This window comes from Streptomyces lavendulae subsp. lavendulae (assembly GCF_002803845.1).
In the GTDB taxonomy this organism is placed as follows: domain Bacteria; phylum Actinomycetota; class Actinomycetes; order Streptomycetales; family Streptomycetaceae; genus Streptomyces; species Streptomyces lavendulae.
In genome coordinates this window covers 4,132,068-4,150,527 of record NZ_CP024985.1, presented here as the reverse complement: position 1 = coordinate 4,150,527, position 18,460 = coordinate 4,132,068, and the positions used below count along the sequence as shown (strand labels likewise).

The window sequence follows — 18,460 nt, the reverse complement described above, 5'->3', positions numbered from 1 at the left end:
ACGTCGTGGGGGCGACGGCGGGGCGGCTGCCTAGCGGGCGGCCGGGGCGCCCCGGGTGAGGCGGGGCAGGGACGCGTCGAGGGCCGGGACCGCCCGGCGGCGCGGGGTGGAGGTGCCCGTCCAGCAGGTTCCCCGGCGGGCGAGGAGGCGGCGCAGCCACAGCTCCATCGAGACGAGCTCCGCCAGCCCGTCGAGCGGTACGGGCCTGCCGTCGGCGGCGTCGGACAGGGCCCGCTGCACGACCCGGGCCTCGACCAGCCCGGCGTCCGCCAGCAGCGGGGCGGAGAACAGGGAGAGCAGGCCGGGCAGGGCGGCCCGCAGCCCGAGCCGGGTCGCGGTCTCGTTCGGGGCGTGGGCGGTGGCGCCCCACCCGGGCGGCAGTTCCCGCACCCCGGCGGAGGCCAGCACGCGGCGCAGGATCTCGGCGCGGGCCCCGGGCTGCACCCGCAGGGACTCCGGCAGGGCGCGCGCGGCCCGTACGACCTGGTTGTCGAGGAACGGCGCGTGCAGGCGCTGGCTGCGGACCTCCACGGCCTGCTCGAAGACCCGGTGGTCGGCCGCGTGGCGGGCCAGCAGCGCGCGGGCACGGGCCTCGCCGGGCCGCAGCGAGAGCGGGGGCCGTCCGGCGGCGGCCCGGAGGCGGATCGATACTTCCGCCAGTGCCTCCCCGGTCAGCCAGCCCGCGGCCGGCCCCGGGCGGGACCAGGTCAGGGCCGCCAGGGAAGCGTCGACCGGCCCCGAGACCGCGGCGGCGACCCCGCCCTCGCGCAGCCGGGCGGCCGCCGCCTCGATGCCCGCGCGGTACGGCGTACGGGCCAGCCGGCGGGCCGCCGAGTACACGGTGAGCGGCACGAGGAGGGACTCCCCGGAGGCCGAGGCGGCGCGGGCGAGGGCGGCGACCGGGCGCAGCAGGTGGCGGCGCCTGCGGTCCATCAGGAGGTCGGCCATCCGGGCGGGGTGCGCGTCGAGGACCTGGCGGGCCCCGTGTCCGGTGAAGTGGTCCGCGGAGCCGGCCGCCAGGCGGCGGCGCTCCCGGGCGGCGGAGACCAGGGAGGGGCCGGGTTCGTCGGTGAGCGGGCCGTCGAGTTCCGCGTAGGGGAGGGCCTCCGCGGCCGCCGCCACCACGACGTGGTGCAGCCGGGGGTCGGCGGCGAGGGCGTGGGCGCGTTCCAGTTCGGCCTCGCGGCCCTGCGGGGTGGCCAGGTCGTTGAAGGTGACGGCGAGCAGCCGGGAGCCGGTGCCGGGCAGGGTGCCGGGGGCGCCGGGGAGCCCGGCGGCGAGGAGGGCCAGCGTCGCCGAGGCGCTGCCGCCGGAGAGGTCGGCGCCCACCCCGGGCGCGGGGGCGCCCCGGGCCGCGCGCCGGTCGGCGGGTCCCATTCCGGGCACGGGCCCGGGGTCGGTCACCAGTGCGTCGGGAGCATGCCGGGGCGCCGTGAGCCGGGCGCGCACCGCGGCCGTCAACGCTTCCCGTACGCCCTCTACCGCACGCTCCGGGTCGGCCTCGGGCGCGGCCACGGCGAGGGAGGCCACCGGCTCGTACCCGGTGATCTCCCGGGAGCCCTCGCGCAGGATCAGCGTGTGGCCGGGCGGGATCCGCCGCACGCCGACGTACGGTGTGCCGTCGCCCAGTGCCTCCGGGCTGTCGGGGCAGGCCAGCAGGGCCGCGAGGTGGCCGACGTCGAGCTGCGCCTCGATCAGGTCGGCGAGCGGGAGGGCGGCGGTGGCGTACGCGGTCCCGCCCGCCCAGGGCGTGTAGAAGACGGGCCGGGCTCCCGCGAGGTCGCCGAGGACGGTGATGCGGCGGCCGGCCTGGACGACGGCGGTGTAGCTGCCCGGCCACTCCGTGAGGTGGCGCAGGGCGCCGCCGCGGGCGGCGTACAGGGCGCGGCGCAGCTCGGCGTCGGTGGCCCCGCAGCAGCCGAGGACGGCCAGCCGGGTGAAGGGGTCCGCGGGGTCGGCGGTGACGGTGCGGATCTCGTCGGGGCGCCAGTCGCCGACGGCCCAGAGGGGGTCGGGGTCGCCCCAGAGCAGCTGGGAGCCGACGGGGTGGACGGTGCGTTCCGCGTCCTGGGCGGCCGGATCGTCGGCGTAGGCGGCGTCCGCGATGCCGCCGCGCGGCGGGGCCGCGTGGGGGTGCGCCCCGGGGGGTCCGTACGGGCCGCGGGCGGGGTCCGCGTAGTCGGCCCGGCCGCCGCCGCGGTGCGGTTCGCCCTGGTGGGAGACCCGGCCGGCCGTGCCGAAGCTCGCGGCGATACTGCTCCACCCGACCAACCAGCGCACCGCCGCCTCCCCCAGCCCGTGGGCACATGACCGGGGCAACGGACGGCTCGGACGACGCGGTCGGCGCCGGAGGGCGCGGCCGGCGGGACCCCGGGTGGCTCGGGGTCCATGCTGCCACGAGACGGGCGTGCGAGAGTGGCTTCGGGGGCGCGCATGTGAACGAACACGCCCTGGCCACTCGGTATTTGGCGTTCCGTTCCCACCGCCCCATAGGTCGGTTTCGGCCATTCTTAGGCCGTGCTGAGTGCCCGCTGCGGTCCGCTGCGGTCCGCTCGGGTCCGGGGCGGCGCCCGCGCGGGCCGCGGTCCGGGAGGCGGTCTCCACCCCCCGGACCGTTCCGCCACCCGCGGGGATTGAGGCGGCGGCATCCCCCGGCCCGCCGGTTCCACGCGGCGGGCCGACCCACGCACCGCACATCGAATCGCCGGGCCCCGGGACCGGCCAGAGCGCACGGCCGGGCGCACGGCCACACGGGCGGAGCACGAGCTGACACGTGCGCCCCGGGGGCGGGCCCCGCCCGGACTGTGCATACGGACAACAATCCCGCCATACGGAAGGCGGGGCCTTAACGCTTGGGAGGCGGGGAACTACGCTGGGTTTACGAAATGCCGGGCGCCTATGCCCCGGCGGCGTCTGCGTTCCGCGTGTGACGAGGGGTGGCGCATGTCCAGGGAGCTCCGCGAGCCCAATGAGAAGCTCGGCGCCGTCCTCGCCCTCGCGGGCATCAGCAACGCGGGACTGGCCCGACGGGTCAACGACCTCGGCGCGCAGCGCGGTCTGACGCTCCGGTACGACAAGACCTCGGTCGCGCGGTGGGTGTCGAAGGGGATGGTGCCCCAGGGCGCCGCGCCGCACCTGATCGCGGCGGCCATCGGCGCGAAGCTCGGCCGCCCGGTGCCGCTGCACGAGATCGGCCTGGCGGACGCGGACCCCGCGCCCGAGGTCGGGCTGGCCTTCCCGCGCGACATCGGCGCGGCCGTGCGTTCGGCGACCGACCTCTACCGGCTCGACCTCGCGGGACGGCGGGGCGGTGGCGGGATCTGGCAGTCGCTCGCCGGGTCCTTCGCGGTGTCGGCGTACGCGACGCCCGCGTCGCGCTGGCTGATATGTCCGGCCGACAGCTCGGTGGCGCGCGAACCGGGCCCCGTACGGGAGAAGACCCCGCTTCCGGTGCCGGTTCCGGCGGCTCCGGCTCCGGCGGCCGGGGAGGCCTCCGGCGCGACGGGTGGAGCGGGTGGAGCGGGTGGAGCCGCCCGGGCCGTGGCGCCCCGGCAGGCGTCCGCGGCGACCGGACGGTCCGCGCAGACCCCGGCGCAGGGCGTTGTGCCCGCCGGGCCAGGACCCGAAACCGGGCGCCAGACCCCCGCGGCGGCGCCCGCCCCTGCCACGGCTCCGGCTCCTCCCGCCCCTCCCGTCCCTGCCGCCGTGCTCCCGGACGCCTCCCCGCAGCGCGTCGGCCACAGCGACGTCACCAAGCTGCGCGAGGCCGCCGAGGACGCCCGCCGCTGGGACTCCAAGTACGGCGGCGGCGACTGGCGTTCGTCGATGGTCCCCGAGTGCCTGCGGGTCGACGCGGCACCGCTGCTGCTCGGCTCGTACAGCGACGAGGTGGGCCGCGCCCTCTTCGGCGCCACCGCCGAACTGACCCGGCTGGCGGGCTGGATGGCCTTCGACACCGGCCAGCAGGAGGCGGCCCAGCGCTACTACATCCAGGCACTGCGCCTGGCCCGCGCGGCCGCCGACGTACCGCTCGGCGGCTACGTCCTGGCCTCGATGTCGCTCCAGGCGACCTACCGGGACTTCCCCGACGAAGGCGTGGACCTCGCCCAGGCCGCCGTCGAACGCAACCGGGGCCTGGCCACCGCCCGCACCATGAGCTTCTTCCGCCTCGTCGAGGCCCGCGCCCACGCCAAGGCGGGCGACTCGGCGGCCGCCGGAGCCGCACTGAGGGCCGCCGAGGGCTGGCTGGAGCGTTCCCGCGACGGCGACCCCGACCCGACCTGGCTGGGTTTCTACTCCTACGACCGTTTCGCGGCGGATGCCGCGGAATGCTACCGGGACCTGAAACTCCCGCGTCAGGTGCGGCGTTTCACCGAGCAGGCGCTCTCCCGCCCCACGGAGGAGTACGTCCGCTCGCACGGGCTGCGCCTGGTCGTGAGCGCCGTCGCGGAGCTGGAGTCCGGCAACCTCGACGCGGCCTGCGCCGCCGGCACCCGGGCCGTGGAGGTCGCGGGCCGGATCTCCTCGGCGCGGACCAACGAGTACGTACGGGACCTGCTGCACCGGCTGGAACCGTACGGGGACGAACCGCGCGTCGCCGAGCTGCGCGAGCGTGCCCGACCGCTCCTGGTGACACCCGCGTAGCCGCTCTGTCGGTGGCGGGGTGCAGTATGCAGGGGTGGGAGGTGTCAGCGTGGGCGGCGGCGTGGACTGCGATGTGCTGGTGATCGGTGGCGGGATCGTCGGCCTGTCGACGGCGCATGCCCTGTCGCGGCTGGCCCCGGGGACCCGGGTGGCCGTACTGGAGAAGGAGGCCGGCCCCGCCCGGCACCAGACGGGCCGCAACAGCGGGGTGATCCACAGCGGCATCTACTACCGCCCGGGATCCCTCAAGGCGCGCTTCGCGGTGCGCGGGGCCGCCGAGATGGTGAAGTTCTGCGCCGAGCACGGCATCGCCCACGAGGTGACGGGCAAGCTGATCGTCGCCACCGAGCGCGCGGAACTGCCGCGCCTGCACTCCCTCGTCCAGCGCGGCCGCGAGAACGGCATCCCGGTGCGCGAGCTCGGCCCCGCGCAGATCGCGGAGTACGAGCCGGAGATCAGCGGCCTGGCCGCCATCCACGTCGGCACGACCGGCATCGTCGACTACGGACAGGTCGCGGCCCAGCTCGCGGAGTCCTCCGGCGCCGAGATCGTCTACGGCGCCGAGGTGGACCTGATCTCCCGCCGCTCCTCCGCCGTCGCGGTACGCACCACGTCCGGCCTCGTCGTCCGGGCGAAGGTCCTGGTGAACTGCGCCGGCCTGCAGTGCGACCGGATCGCCCGCCTCGCCGGCGACGACCCCGGCATGCGGATCATCCCCTTCCGCGGCGAGTACCACGACCTGGCCCGCCCGGAGCTGGTCCGGGGGCTGGTCTACCCGGTGCCCGACCCGGCCTTCCCCTTCCTCGGCGTCCACCTCACCCGGGGCATCGGCGGCGGCGTCCACGTCGGCCCGAACGCCGTCCCCGCGCTGGCCCGCGAGGGCTACGACTGGGCCACCGTCCGGCCCCGCGACCTCGCCACCGAGCTGGCCTGGCCGGGATCCTGGCGGATGGCGTCCCGCCACTGGCGCTACGGGGCCGGGGAGATCCACCGCTCGCTGTCGAAGCGGGCCTTCACGGACGCGGTACGCCGCCTCCTGCCCGGCGTCACCGCAGCGGACCTCACCCCGGCCGGGTCCGGAGTCCGCGCGCAGGCCGTCCTGCGGGACGGGACCCTCGTGGACGACTTCCTCATCCGCGAGGCCCCGCGCACGATCCACGTCCTCAACGCCCCGTCACCGGCGGCGACCGCATCCCTCCCTATCGGCCACGAAATCGCCACCCGCACCCTCACCACCCTCCACACATCCTGACCCCACCCACCGGGCACCGGCTCACCCCCTGTGCCGGGACCCTCCGTGGGCCCGGGGCCCGGAAGGGTCCGTGCCCCGCCCCGCGGGGTCCGTGCCCGAGCGCCCCCGGGCCGGGGCCGGGAAACTGCGCGGCGCTCCCCGCAGGGGCAGGGCAGAATTGCCCGGTGCGGTACCTCATCCTCGGCGTCACCGAGGCACGTGACGAGACCGGCGCCCCCCTTCCCCTCGGCGGCGCCCGCCTGCGCGCGCTCCTCGCCGCGCTCGCCCTGCGCGCCGGCGGTCCCGCCGCCACCCCCGTCGCCGACCTCGTCGACGAGGTCTGGGGCGACGACCCGCCCCGGGACGCCCCCGCCGCGCTGCAGGCCCTCGTCTCCCGACTGCGCCGCGCCCTCGGGTCCCGCGACAGCGTCCGCGCCGACCCCGCCGGCGGCTACCGCCTCGCCGCGGCCCGCGAGGACGTCGACCTCCACCGTTTCACCCGGCTGGCAGCCCTCGGCACCGAGCAGCTCGCCGCGCCCGCCGCCGACCCCGCCGCCGCGGCGGCCACCCTCCGCGAGGCCCTCTCGCTCTGGCGCGGCCCCGCCCTCGCCGACCTCCCCGAGCCCGCCCGCACCTCCCACGCCGCCCCCGCCGAGGCCCGCCGCACCCGCGCCGCGCGCGACCGCGTCGAGGCCGACCTGCGCAGCGGCGCCACCGCACCGGCCGCACTCCTGCCGGAGATCGAGGCGCTGATCCACGAACATCCGTACGACGAGGACCTGCGCGCCCAGCAGCTGCGCGCACTCCGCGCCGCCGGACGCTCCGCCGACGCCCTCGCCGCGTACGAGCGCACCCGACGCGACCTCGCCGAAGGCCTCGGCACCGACCCCGGCCCGCGGCTCCGCGCCCTGCACGCCGAGCTGCTCCAGGCCCCGGCACCGGCCCCGCCCGTGCCCCCGCAGCCCCGCGGCAACCTCCGCCCCCGCCTGACCTCCTTCGTCGGCCGCGAGCCCGAACTCGCCGCCCTCGCCGACGACCTCGCCCGCTCCCGGCTCGTCACCCTCACCGGCCCCGGCGGCTCCGGAAAGACCCGGCTCGCCGAGCACGCCGCCGCCGGCCGGCCCGGTTCCGGCTGGCTCGTCGAACTCGCCCGCCTCGACCACCCCGCCGCCGTACCCGGCGCCGTACTCAGCGCCCTCGGCCTGCGCGAGAGCAGCCTCGTCGCCCGCGAGAAGACCACCACCGCCGACCCCGCCGACCTCCTCGTCGAGCACTGCGCGCACCGCAGCCTCCTCCTCGTCCTCGACAACTGCGAGCACGTCATCGGCGCCGCCGCCGAACTCGCCGAACGCCTCCTCACCCACTGCCCAGGCGTCCGCATCCTCGCCACCAGCCGCGAACCCCTCGGCGTGCCGGGCGAGTTCCTGCGCCCCGTCGAACCGCTGCCGCCCCCGACCGCGCACCGCCTCTTCGCCGACCGCGCCGCCTCCGCCCGACCCGGCTTCACCCCGGCCGACGATCCCGCCGCCGTCGCCGAGATCTGCGCCCGCCTCGACGGCCTGCCGCTGGCCATCGAACTGGCCGCGGCCCGGCTGCGGCTGCTCACCCCGCGCCAGATCGCCGACCGGCTCGACGACCGTTTCCGCCTCCTCACCGGCGGAGCCCGCACCCTGCTGCCCCGCCAGCAGACCCTGCGCGCGGTCGTCGACTGGTCCTGGGACCTCCTCGACGCCTCCGAACGGGCCGTCCTCGCCCGCCTGTCGGTCTTCGCCGGCGGCTGCGACCTGGCCGCCGCCGAAGCCGTCTGCGCCGACACCGCCGACACCGCCGACACCGCCGACACCGCCGACACCGCCGGCACCGCCGGCACCGTCGGCACCCTCGACGTCGCCGACGTCCTCGGCTCACTCGTCGACAAGTCCCTCGTCCTCGCCGAACCCGACGGCGACGAGAGCACGCCCGGCATGCGCTACCGCATGCTGGAGACCATCCACGAGTACGCCGCCGAGCGCGCCGCCGCCGACCCGGCCGCCCTCGACGCCGCCGCCCGCCGCCACGCCGCCCACTACCTCGCCTTCGCCGAGCGGGCCGAACCCCTGATGCGCTCGCGGGCCCAGCTCCCCTGGATCCGGCGCGTCGAGACCGAGCTCGACAACCTCCGCACCGCCCTCGACACCACCCTGGGAACCCCCACCCCGGACGCCACGGAGTCCGCCCAGCGCATCGCCCTCGCCCTCGGCTGGTTCTGGTGGCTGCGCGACTACCGCGTCGAGGGCGTCGAATGGATCGGCCGCATCCTCGACCGCACCCCTGCCGACGGGCCCGAGGGCTCCCGCGCGTACTGGAACGCCCTGCACCTGCGGATCCTCCACATGTTCCTGCTGGCCGAGAGCAACCGGGGCGACCACTTCCGCACCCCCGAGTACCGTGCCCTCGCCGGCCGCATCCAGGACATCTTCCGACAGGACTCCCCCGAATCGGTCCGCTTCCCGGGCATGCTCTGGCCCGCGCTCGGCTTCCTCACCGGCGAAACCGCCGACTTCCTCGCCGACCTCGACCGGGGCGTCGCCAACGCCCGCCGCCACGCCGGGGACTGGGAACTCGGCGTCATCCTGATGTTCCGCGCCCACACCGCCATCGACACGACGGGCGGCCTGCCCACCGTGGACGCCGACCTCGCCGAGCTCCACAGGATCGCCTCCCGGGTCGGCGACCGCTGGTCCCGCGCCCAAGTCGCCAGCGCGGCGGGCGAGATGGCCCTCTCGCGCGGCCGCTACGACGAGGCCCGCGCCGAGTACGAGGAATGCCTGCGCCTGGCCCGCGAGGTCGGCGCCCACACCGAGGTCCCCTTCGCCCTCGCCCGCATCGCGGAGGCCGTCTACAGCGGCGGCGACCTCGACGGCGCCGAGCGGCTCCTGGCGGAGGCCGAGCGGGAGGCCGACCGGCAGGGCGGGCTCTACGACGTCGTGGCCTTCGCCCGGCTCCTCACCGCGTTCTTCGCCCTCCGGCGCGGGGACACGGCCCGGGCCCGCACCGCGTGCGAGGAGGCCCGCGCCGCGGCGGACGGCATCACGGGACCCGCGCAGTTCGCCGCCGGGCTGGCCACCGTCGAGGCCGCCCTGCTCCGGCGCGAACAGGGCCCGGAAGCCGGCCTCGCCAAGGCCGCCCAGGGCCTCGCCGACGCGGTCGCCGCCCGCTGCGCGGAGCGGTTCCTGGCCGCGCTCGCCGAGACGGCCGCCCTGCTGCTGGCGGACGCCGGTCGGCCGGCCGAGAGCGTACGGGTCCTCGCGGCGGCCACCGCCTGGCGCGCGGGCCACCCGCGCTCGGTCCCCGAGGAGGCCGTCCTGGAGGACCTCCCGGCCCGCACCCGCGCCCTGCTCGGGGCGGCCGCCCAGGCCGAGGCGGAAGCGGAGGGCCGGACCCTCACCCCCGCCGAGGTGGCCGCCCTGCTCGCCGCCCCCGCCGCCCCCGCCGCGCTCAGCGGCAGCTGATCACCGCGTCCGCCCAGCTCGCCAGCGTCGGCAGGTGCCCCTGCCCGGCCTGTTCCACCACCAGCCGCAGCGTCTCGTGCCCGGCCAGGGACACCCGGACGTCCGCCGGGGCGTCGCCGTACCCGAGCGCGCCCGACCGCCACAGCCGCTGTCCGTCGCCGTAGACGGAGAACCGCAGCTTCCCGTCGGTCAGCAGCGACAGCCCGTCCACCCCGGCCCGCGCCGAGAAGCCGGTGCACTGCCGGTTGAGGGTGATCTCCACCGAGGAACGGGAGTTCACCGTGATGCCCTGCCCGAACCGCTGACCGCCCACCTCCAGCCCCCACCGCTGCCACACCCAGCTGCTGCGCCAGGTCTCCACCTCCGGCGCGGTGTGCTGCCCGTACGCGGAGTGCCCGAGCCGCGCCAGCTGGAAGTCCTGGGCCGCCGGGGGCTTCGGCGAGGGCTTGGCGGGCGACGGGGCGGGCGTCGGAGTCGGGGAGGGCTTCGGCTCGGGTCGGGGCGAGGCCGACGGCGGCTTCGACGCCGGGGCCGGTGCCGGGGCAGCCGAGGGCGACGGCGGCACCGATGCGGGAGCCGAGGGCTCCGGGGAGCGCCGGGGCGGCCCGGGTTTCGGCGCGGCCGGTGACGGAGCCGCGGGCGCACCGGTCTCCGGAGCCGCGGACGCGGCCGGCTTCGGCACGGCCGGGGCCACCACCCCGGGTGCGGGCTTCGCGGCGGCCCGCACCGGCTCGGGCTCGTCCCCGACGAGGGCGAACACCACCCCGGCGGCCGCGGCGACCGCTATCCCGGCGGCGATGGCGGCCTTGGCGGGCAGCCCCAGCCCCTCGGCGGCAGCGGCACCCCCGGTCCCCGCCCCGGCACCCCCGGTCCCTCCGGCCGCTCCCGCTCCCGCACCCGCGGCACCGGCCCCCGCGGAGGAACCGCCCGCGGCGGCAGCAGCGGCTCCCGCCCCACCGGCCGCGACGGCCCCACCCGCAACCACCCCGGCCGCCTTGGCGGCGTACCCGGCGGCGAACCACCCGATGACCGCGACCGGCAGCAGCGCGGGGATCCCGGCGTTGACGTCCTTCAGCTCCCCGGCGGCGAGCCGGCACTTCGCGCACTCCTCAAGGTGCTTGCGCAGCCCCCGCTCCGCCCGCATCCGCAACCCGCCCCGGGCATAGGCGCCCAGCCGGTCCGCGTACCGGGCGCAGTCGCCGCCCGCGCTCAGCGCGGAACTCACGTGCGCCTGGAGGTAGGCCTGCTTGAGGCCCTCCCGGGCCCGACTGGCCAGCACCGCCGTCGCGTTGGCGCTCAGCCCGAACAGCGGGGCGATCGCACTCGGCGAAGCCTCCTCGACCGTGGTGTGCCACAGCACGGCCTGCCACCGCTCGGGCAGGCTCCGGAAGGCCTGCATGGCGAGCGACCGCTCGGCCTCGTGCATCGCCCGGACGTCCGCGCCCAGCTCCAGGCCGTCGTCGCCGCCCAGCCCGCCCAGGCCGCCCGCGCCCTCGGTACCGGCCGCGGCCTGCTCCGCGAACAGCGCGAAGTCCTCGACCAGATGTTCCCGCCGGGCGGTCTTCCCCCAGGCCGCGGCGACCCGCCGCACGGTGGTGAGCAGGTACGCCCGCACCGACTGGTCGGGCCCCGCACCGCCCCGCACGGCCTGGAGCGTCCGCGCGAACACCTCGGCGGTCAGGTCGTCGGCGGTGTGCCCGTCCCGGCAACAGGTGCGGGCGTACCGGCGCACGGCCTCGGAGTGCCGACGGAACAGTTCCTCGTACGCACCGTCGTCACCACCGCGCATCCGGGCGATCAAGTCGGCGTCGGACGGAGGCAGATCGGCGCCACCCGGCCGCGGAGCGGCGTGCCGTCCCGCCGGTTCGCGCTGGGCCGGCACCTGCCGCGGGGGCAGGCTCCCCGGCCCGGCCTCCCCGCCGGAGCCACCGAGGGACCCGTCCCGCCCGTCAACGCTCATCGCGGAAGCCCCCGCACGACACACTCAGCCCGGTACACCGAGCCAGCGTGTCACACGGCGAAGGTGCCCCGGACGTCTCTCCGCGGCATCCACCCGTCCGGGCAGGTCCCGGCAACTCGACGACACCACCGAAACGGTGCTCACCCGTTCGAGCGACGCCCGCCCCACGGCCACCCGTTGACGAACCGACCGGAAGCGAAGCACCCGCCCAGCGAGCCGACCCTCCCCGAAAGCCCCCGAACACCGGGCCCCGGCCCCTTCCCGGACCGCCGCCCGGGGCCCGCCGCCAACGGCCCGCCGCCCCCGGCGAAACCGAAGACCGGCAGAGCCCCACGACACTCCCCGACGGCGCTCCCCGACGGAGCCCCCGGACGAAACCACCCACACGGCTCACACCGGCCCGCCCCTCCGGGACAGAACCACCCGGCACGTCTCAGGCCACCGGCTCCGGCCGCCCGGTACGTCTCGGGCCACCGGCACGGGCCGCCCGGCACGACTCAAGCAACCGGCACGGGCCACCCGCACGGCTCACGCCGTATCCGCGGCTCACGGCTCACGCCGTACCCGCACGGCTCACGCCGTCCGGGACCTCAGCCCTTCGAGGAGGATGTCCAGCAGCCGGGCCGAAGCCGCGGCCTGCTGCGCCGGGTCCGGCAGTGCGGGAGCGGCGGTCGCTATCACCAGCAGCACATCGGCCACCGTGACGTCGGCCCGCAGCTCGCCGGCCTCCCGGGCCCGGTCCACGAGCCGCCCGACGACCTCCAGCAGCGCACCCGCCCCGGAGTCCTCCGCCGGCTCGTCCTCGACCGCGCTCCGCGAGCCCACGACCCGCAGGTCCGGCACCCCGCCCACGACGGCCTGCCGCTGCTGCGGCACACGCGCCGCGGCGGCGGCCTCCTCGGCCTCGTCCTCCTCGGCCGCGCCGACCCGCAGGACCTGCGGCGGCAGCAGCCGGCCCGCGCCCGAGGCGACGGAGGTCCGCAGGAAGCGCGACAGCGCCTGCCAGGGCTCCTCCTCCTGGCCGAGGGCGGACTGGGCCTGCTCCGTGAGCCGGGCGGTCTCCTCCTCGGCTATGCGCCGGACCAGGACGTCCTTGCTCGGGAACCGCCGGTAGACGGTGCCGACACCGACCCGCGCGCGCCGCGCCACGTCTTCCATCGGAGCGCCGTAGCCGAGCTCGCCGAAGACCTCGCGGGCGGCCCGCAGGACGTGTTCGAGGTTGCGCTGGGCGTCGACGCGCAGCGGCGTGGAACGGCCCACTCCGTGGGTCGTGGCGCCCGCCATCACGCGGCCGCCGCTCTCCGCGGACAGCGCGGTGACAGAGCCATGGAAATCGGAAATATGCATATGTATCCCCCGGTAATCATTTGTCTCCCCCCGGAGACACTCCCCGCCTTCGTGTCGAGGGGGGCCACGGTCATGGGGCCCTGGTCCTACTCCTCGACGAGATACGAACATAGTTGAGCCAGAGTCAATTCAGAAGAGGCAGCCCCGGACGGAGCACCGCCCGATCGGAGCATTCATCCCCACTTTTCCGCCGCAAGTCTCCGGAATCGACCCTTCCGTAGCCTCTGACCTGCGGACCTTTCGCCCGACTCGACCCCCTCGGCAGACCCGCCCCGCCACCCTCACCGGTCACACAATGTGCCGGGCCTGTGGACAAACTCCCGGCCACGTTGCGTCATGGGATGGTGAAGGCTGCTAACTCCCGGGGCGACGCACCCGGCACCCCGCCCCCCACGCGCATCCTCGTGGTCGGAGGCGGATACGTCGGCATGTACACGGCGCTCGGCCTCCAGCGGAAGCTGAGATCCGGCGAAGCCGAGATCACGGTGGTCACACCCGAGCCCTACATGACCTACCAGCCCTTCCTCCCCGAGGCCGCCGCGGGCTCGATCTCCCCCCGCCACGTCGTGGTCCCCCTGCGCCGCGTCCTCGACCGCTGCCGCATCGTCATCGGCGAGGCCCGCCGCATCGACCACGCCAAACGGACCGCCACCGTCACGACCCTCGCCACCGCCGAGGAGGGCACCGGCGACATCGAGATCGAATACGACGAACTCGTCCTCGCCCCCGGCTCCGTCTCCCGCACCCTCCCCATCCCCGGCCTCGCCGACTACGGCATCGGCTTCAAGACCGTGGAAGAGGCCATCGGCCTGCGCAACCACGTCATCGAACAGATGGACATCGCCTCCTCCACCCGCGACCCCGAGATCCGCGCCGCCGCCCTCACCTTCGTCTTCGTGGGCGGCGGATACGCCGGCGTCGAGGCACTCGGGGAACTGGAGGACATGGCCCGCTACGCGGCCCGGTACTACCACAACGTCAAACCCGAGGACATGAAATGGGTGCTGGTCGAGGCCAGCGACCGGATCCTCCCCGAGGTCGGCCCCGAAATGGGCACCTACACCGTCCGCGAACTGCGCCGCCGCAACATCGACGTACGCCTGGAGACCCGCCTCGACTCCTGCGAGAACCGCGTCGCCGTCCTCAGCGACGGCTCCCGCTTCCCCACCCGCACCATCGTCTGGACCGCGGGCGTCAAACCCCACCCCGTCCTCGCCGCCACCGACCTCCCCAGGAACGACCGCGGCCGCCTCGCCTGCACCGCCTTCCTCACCATCGAAGGCGTCGAACACGCCTGGGCCGCCGGCGACGCGGCAGCCGTACCCGACATCACCGCCGCCGAATCCGGCGCCACATGCGCCCCCAACGCCCAGCACGCGGTCCGCCAGGCCAAACAGCTCGCCGACAACCTCGTCGCCGCCCTGCGCGACGAAGTCCTCACCGAGTACGCCCACAAGTACGTCGGCTCCGTCGCCTCTCTCGGCCTCCACAAGGGCGTCGCCCACGTCTACGGCCGCAAGCTCAAGGGCTACCCCGCCTGGTTCATGCACCGCGCCTACCACCTCAGCCGCGTCCCCACCTTCAACCGCAAGATGCGCGTCCTCGCCGAATGGACCCTCTCGGGCCTCTTCAAGCGGGAGATCGTCTCCCTCGGCTCCCTCGAACACCCCAGGGCAGAATTCGAACTCGCCGCGGGCGGACACCGTCCCCACCTCCCGCCGCCCCCCACCCCCGACCCCCCGAAGGACAGCCAGGGCTGACGTTGTCAGTGCGGTCGGCCACACTGGACGTGTGACCATAGGTGGGCCCACGCCTGCACAGAGTGACCTCACCGTCCAGCGACCCACCACGAGCGACACAGCGACCACTTGCGACACCAAGAGGCTTGAACGCAGTGAACTTCACGCGCTGGAGCGCCCGGTTTCCCGGAACGCAGCGCCGCGCCGCCGCCCGGAACGAGCACGCCGCAGCCCAGGCCAAACGGGGCGAAGGCTCCGTCCCGGCAGCCCGCGGCGCGGCCGCCCGATCCGCCCCGCCCCCCGACGGCAGCCCGGCCGACCCCACCGTCAGCGGCACCGGCACGGCACCGCTGCCCGCCGTACCGGGCCTCGACGAGCTCTCCGTACGGGAGGTCCTCGGCCTGCTCCCGGCCCTCGTGGCCCTCGTCCACGGCCCCGAGCACCGCGTCGCCTACGTCAACGACGCCTACACCGCCGGCTTCGGCCCCCGCACCACCGGCGCCCCGGCCCACGAAGCCCTGCCCGAACTCGGCGACCTCGGCCTGCTCCCGCTCCTCGACCAGGTCCAGCGCAGCGGCAAGCCCCGTACGGCCAAGAACCGCACCGCCCCCGGCGGCGGCAGCTCCTACACCGTCACCTGCACCCCCGTGGACTTCCCCAAGGCCGCCACCGACGGCGAACCCGACCCCCACCACAGCGGGATCCTGGTCCACCTCGCCGACGTCACCGACCACGCCGAGGCCGTCGACCGCCTCCGCGCCAGCGAACGCCGCCAGCGCGAGGCCGCCGTCACCCTCCAGCGCTCCCTCCTCCCCCAGGAGCTGGAGCAGCCCGACGACCTCCGCGTCGCCGCCACCTAACAGCCCGGCGGCACCGAAGCGGCCGTCGGCGGCGACTGGTACGACGTCATCACCCTCGGCGCCGGCCGCACCGCCCTCGTCATCGGCGACGTCATGGGCCGCGGCGTCCGCGCCGCGGCCGTCATGGGACAGCTCCGCACGGCGGTCCGCGCGTACGCCCGCCTCGACCTCCCGCCCCACGAGGTCCTGCAACTCCTCGACGGCCTCGCCGCCGAGATCGACGCCAGCCAGATCGCCACCTGCGTCTACGCCGTCCACGACCCCAACGAAGGCCTCCTCGCCTACGCCTCCGCCGGCCACCTCCCCATCCTCGTCCGCGACGAGGACGGCACCGTCCGCCGCGCCGCCGACCCCACCGGCCCCCCGCTCGGCACCGGCGGCTGGCTCCACTCCTCGGGCACCATCGCGCTCGGCCCCGGCTCCACCGCCGTCCTCTACACCGACGGCCTGGTCGAACGCCGCGGCGAGGACATCGACGAAGGCGTCGCCGCCCTCGAACGCGCCCTCTCCGGCGCCCAGGGCACCCCGGCGATCATCTGCGACCGCCTGATGCGCGCCCTCGGCGTGGACGCCGACCACGACGACGACGTCGCCGTGATGGTCCTCCAGCAGCCCGCCCGCACCGGCGCCGACGCCGAGCTCTTCCACAACGCAGCCCTCGAACTCCTTGGCGGAGTCGAAGCGGCCCCCCGCGCCCGCGCCTTCGCCCAGGGCGTCCTCGCCTCCTGGCGCTTCCCGGCCGAACTGTGCGACCTCGGGGTCCTCGCCGCGAGCGAGCTCGTCGCGAACTCCCTCCAGCACGGCACGCCGCCCATGCGCCTGCGTCTGCGCCGCACCGACCGCCGCCTGATCATCGAGGTCACCGACGGGGACGACCACCTCCCGCGCCGCCGCCGCGCCGAACCGGCCGACGAGACCGGCCGCGGCATCTCGATCATCGCCACCATCGCCTCGTCCTGGGGCACCCGCCGCACCCCCGGCGGCGGCAAGGCCGTCTGGTGCGAGTTCGCCCTCCCCGACAAGTAGCCGCACACGGGAAAGGCCCCGGTCCAAAGGACCGGGGCCTTTCCCACACCCATACATACGTACGACTACACGTGCGTACGACTACACGTGCGCGGGCTCCGAAGCGACGATGCCCGCCGGCGCCGCGCCGGCGACCGGCCCGCCCTGCGCCACGACCCGCGACAGCGACGGGTTGTCCTGCACCGGGCTCAGCTGCCTGCCCAGCCGCAGCGCCAGCCAGGCGATGCCGAGCGAGACCGCCACGAACACGCCGATATAGAGCATCGGGATCCCGGCACCCAGCGGCACGCCCAGCGGCCCGAGCGCCAGCGCCATCTGCTTCACCAGGGCGAAGGCCGAGTTGTACTGCCCGACCGAACCCTCCGGAGCCAGATCGGCCACCAGCGGAGCCAGCGTCGGCGACAGCATCGCCTCGCCGATCCCGAAGAGGGCGTACGTCGTCACGAACGCGCCCGCGGCCATCACGGCGCTGCCGTGCCCCAGCCCCGAGAACCCGGCGATCACCCAGGCGACCGTCCAGATCAGCCCGACCAGCGCGATGACCCGCGTCCGACGCCGCTTCTCCACCAGCCGCAGCACCACGAACTGCGCCACGACGATCGCACCGGTGTTGGCGGCGAGGGCGAACCCGAGGGTGGACGGGGTGATCCCCGCGGCCTCGGTCCCGAAGGCGGCCAGACCCGACTCGAACTGCCCGTAGCAGGCGAAGAACAGCACGAAGCCCAGCACGCACAGCTGCACCATCGCCTTGTGCTGCAGCATCCGCTTCCAGCCGCCGCCGGCCTGCGCCCCGTCCTTCTGCGGCATGGCGTCCTTGAGACCCGCCACCTGGGGCATCCGCACGGTGGCGATCACCGCGGCCAGCACCAGGAACATCACGGCCTCGATGCCGAAGAGCAGGGTGAAGCTGGCGGGCCGGCTCTCGTCGACGATCTGGCCGCCGACGAGACCGCCGATGCCCAGACCCAGGTTCTGCATGAAGAACTGGAGGGCGAAGGCCCGCGTCCGGGTGGACGGCGTCGAGCACCACACGATCATCGTGGCCAGCGCCGGCTGCATCACGGCCTGCCCGGCACCCAGCGCCAGCGCCGAAAGCAGGATCGCCACGATCCCCGTCGACAGCCCGAGCGACAGCGCGCCCACCGAGGCGGCCACGGCCGCACCGATGACCACGGGCACCGGACCACGTCGGTCGATGACCCGACCGGTGAAGGGCAGCGCGACGAGAGCACCCAGGGCGAACGCCACGAACGCGCTCGTGGCGGCCATGGAGCCCAGACCTCGCACCTGCGCCACGTAGATGTAGAGGAACGGAACCGTGAAGCCGATGCCGAACGCGGTCAACGCGTTCCCGGCCTGGATCCGCCGCATCGCAGCGCCCATCACCTTGGTCACTTCTCACCCGCCTTGATTAACTGAAGCCTGAAGACTTCATACCTAAAGTTCGATCCTTAACTCTACACATCGAAGGAGTTAGACGCCAACGAGCTCGTGCGATACTTCGACCCATGGGTGACACCCCCGACGGCGCCACGCCCGTCCACGAGCCGAGCCTCGACGAGCAGATCGCCGTCTACCAGCGCGAATTCCAGGACCTCGACCCCCAGGTCGAGAAGGTCGTCTCGGCCCTGAGCCGCCTGAACCGACGTATGAACGTCGCGTACGGGCGCCAGACCGCGGCCCTGGGCATCAGCAACGCGGAGTGGGAGGTCCTCAAGGCCCTCGTCATCTCCGGGGCGCCCTACCGGATGGGCCCGAGCGAGCTCGCGAAGCAGCTCGGCCTCACGCCGGCGGCGATGACCCACCGGATCGACCGCATGACGGCGGAGGGACTGGTGACCCGCGAGCGGGACGAGTCCAACCGCGTCCGGGTGATCGTGGAGCTGACGGACGAGGGCCGCAGCAAGTGGCTCGACGCGATGCGCGCGGCCACGGTCTTCGAGGAGGACCTGCTCCAGGACCTGTCGACGGCGGAACGCGGGGTCCTGGGCGACATGCTCACCCGGCTCCTGGACCGCGTCGAAGACCTCCAGTCCCCGGCCTGACCACCCGAGTTGACACCGCCCTCGGGGATCCGTAAGGTTCTTCGAGTTGTCCCAGAGCCGGAAGGTTCTGGCGTCAACGAATCCCGCCGCCTCGTTGCGGCAACCTACTCAGCACGA

General features: G+C 75.3%; 9 protein-coding genes and 1 pseudogene. 6 read left to right on the top strand and 4 right to left on the bottom strand.

The features are described 5' to 3' along the window. Positions 1-30: 30 nt before the first annotated feature. Positions 31-2,280, bottom strand: a complete 2,250-nt coding sequence (locus SLAV_RS18030) for an asparagine synthase-related protein (RefSeq protein WP_037686183.1) — start codon at positions 2,278-2,280, stop codon at positions 31-33. A gap of 663 nt (positions 2,281-2,943) precedes the next feature. On the opposite strand from SLAV_RS18030, the gene SLAV_RS18025 reads away from it, so the two are divergent. From SLAV_RS18025 to SLAV_RS43170, 3 genes are all read left to right on the top strand, one after another. Beyond that, on the top strand, positions 2,944-4,644 hold the full coding sequence (locus tag SLAV_RS18025) for an NsdA family TPR-like regulatory protein (RefSeq protein WP_030225641.1): 1,701 nt from the start codon (positions 2,944-2,946) through the stop codon (positions 4,642-4,644). Positions 4,645-4,663: 19 nt separating this feature from the next. Then, a complete protein-coding gene (lhgO, locus tag SLAV_RS18020) occupies positions 4,664-5,896 on the top strand; it encodes an L-2-hydroxyglutarate dehydrogenase (protein WP_030225642.1) in 1,233 nt (410 codons plus the stop codon). 164 nt (positions 5,897-6,060) lie between these two features. Further along, the gene (locus tag SLAV_RS43170; protein WP_100660908.1) at positions 6,061-9,366 is read left to right on the top strand and encodes an AfsR/SARP family transcriptional regulator; all 3,306 of its coding nucleotides are present in this window, start codon (positions 6,061-6,063) and stop codon (positions 9,364-9,366) included. On the opposite strand, the gene SLAV_RS18010 is transcribed toward SLAV_RS43170, so the two are convergent. Together SLAV_RS18010 and SLAV_RS18005 are read right to left on the bottom strand one after the other, a co-directional pair. Next, positions 9,353-11,326, bottom strand: coding sequence for a sigma-70 family RNA polymerase sigma factor (locus SLAV_RS18010; RefSeq protein ID WP_030225644.1), 1,974 nt, complete (start codon positions 11,324-11,326; stop codon positions 9,353-9,355). The two genes, SLAV_RS43170 and SLAV_RS18010, sit on opposite strands and share 14 nt — an antisense overlap. A gap of 573 nt (positions 11,327-11,899) precedes the next feature. After that, a complete protein-coding gene (locus SLAV_RS18005; protein ID WP_030225645.1) occupies positions 11,900-12,673 on the bottom strand; it encodes a TetR/AcrR family transcriptional regulator in 774 nt (257 codons plus the stop codon). A gap of 341 nt (positions 12,674-13,014) precedes the next feature. Between SLAV_RS18005 and SLAV_RS18000 the strand changes: the two genes are divergently transcribed. Both SLAV_RS18000 and SLAV_RS17995 read left to right on the top strand, forming a co-directional pair. Then, positions 13,015-14,433, top strand: a complete 1,419-nt coding sequence (locus tag SLAV_RS18000) for an NAD(P)/FAD-dependent oxidoreductase (RefSeq protein ID WP_030225646.1) — start codon at positions 13,015-13,017, stop codon at positions 14,431-14,433. A gap of 134 nt (positions 14,434-14,567) precedes the next feature. Further along, positions 14,568-16,298 (top strand): annotated as a pseudogene (locus tag SLAV_RS17995) (ATP-binding SpoIIE family protein phosphatase). Between the two features lie 81 nt (positions 16,299-16,379). Here SLAV_RS17995 and SLAV_RS17990 read toward each other — a convergent pair. Then, on the bottom strand, positions 16,380-17,681 hold the full coding sequence (locus tag SLAV_RS17990; RefSeq protein ID WP_199922118.1) for an MFS transporter: 1,302 nt from the start codon (positions 17,679-17,681) through the stop codon (positions 16,380-16,382). Positions 17,682-17,806: 125 nt separating this feature from the next. Between SLAV_RS17990 and SLAV_RS17985 the strand changes: the two genes are divergently transcribed. Next, positions 17,807-18,343, top strand: a complete 537-nt coding sequence (locus tag SLAV_RS17985) for a MarR family winged helix-turn-helix transcriptional regulator (RefSeq protein ID WP_030225653.1) — start codon at positions 17,807-17,809, stop codon at positions 18,341-18,343. Positions 18,344-18,460 lie beyond the last annotated feature (117 nt).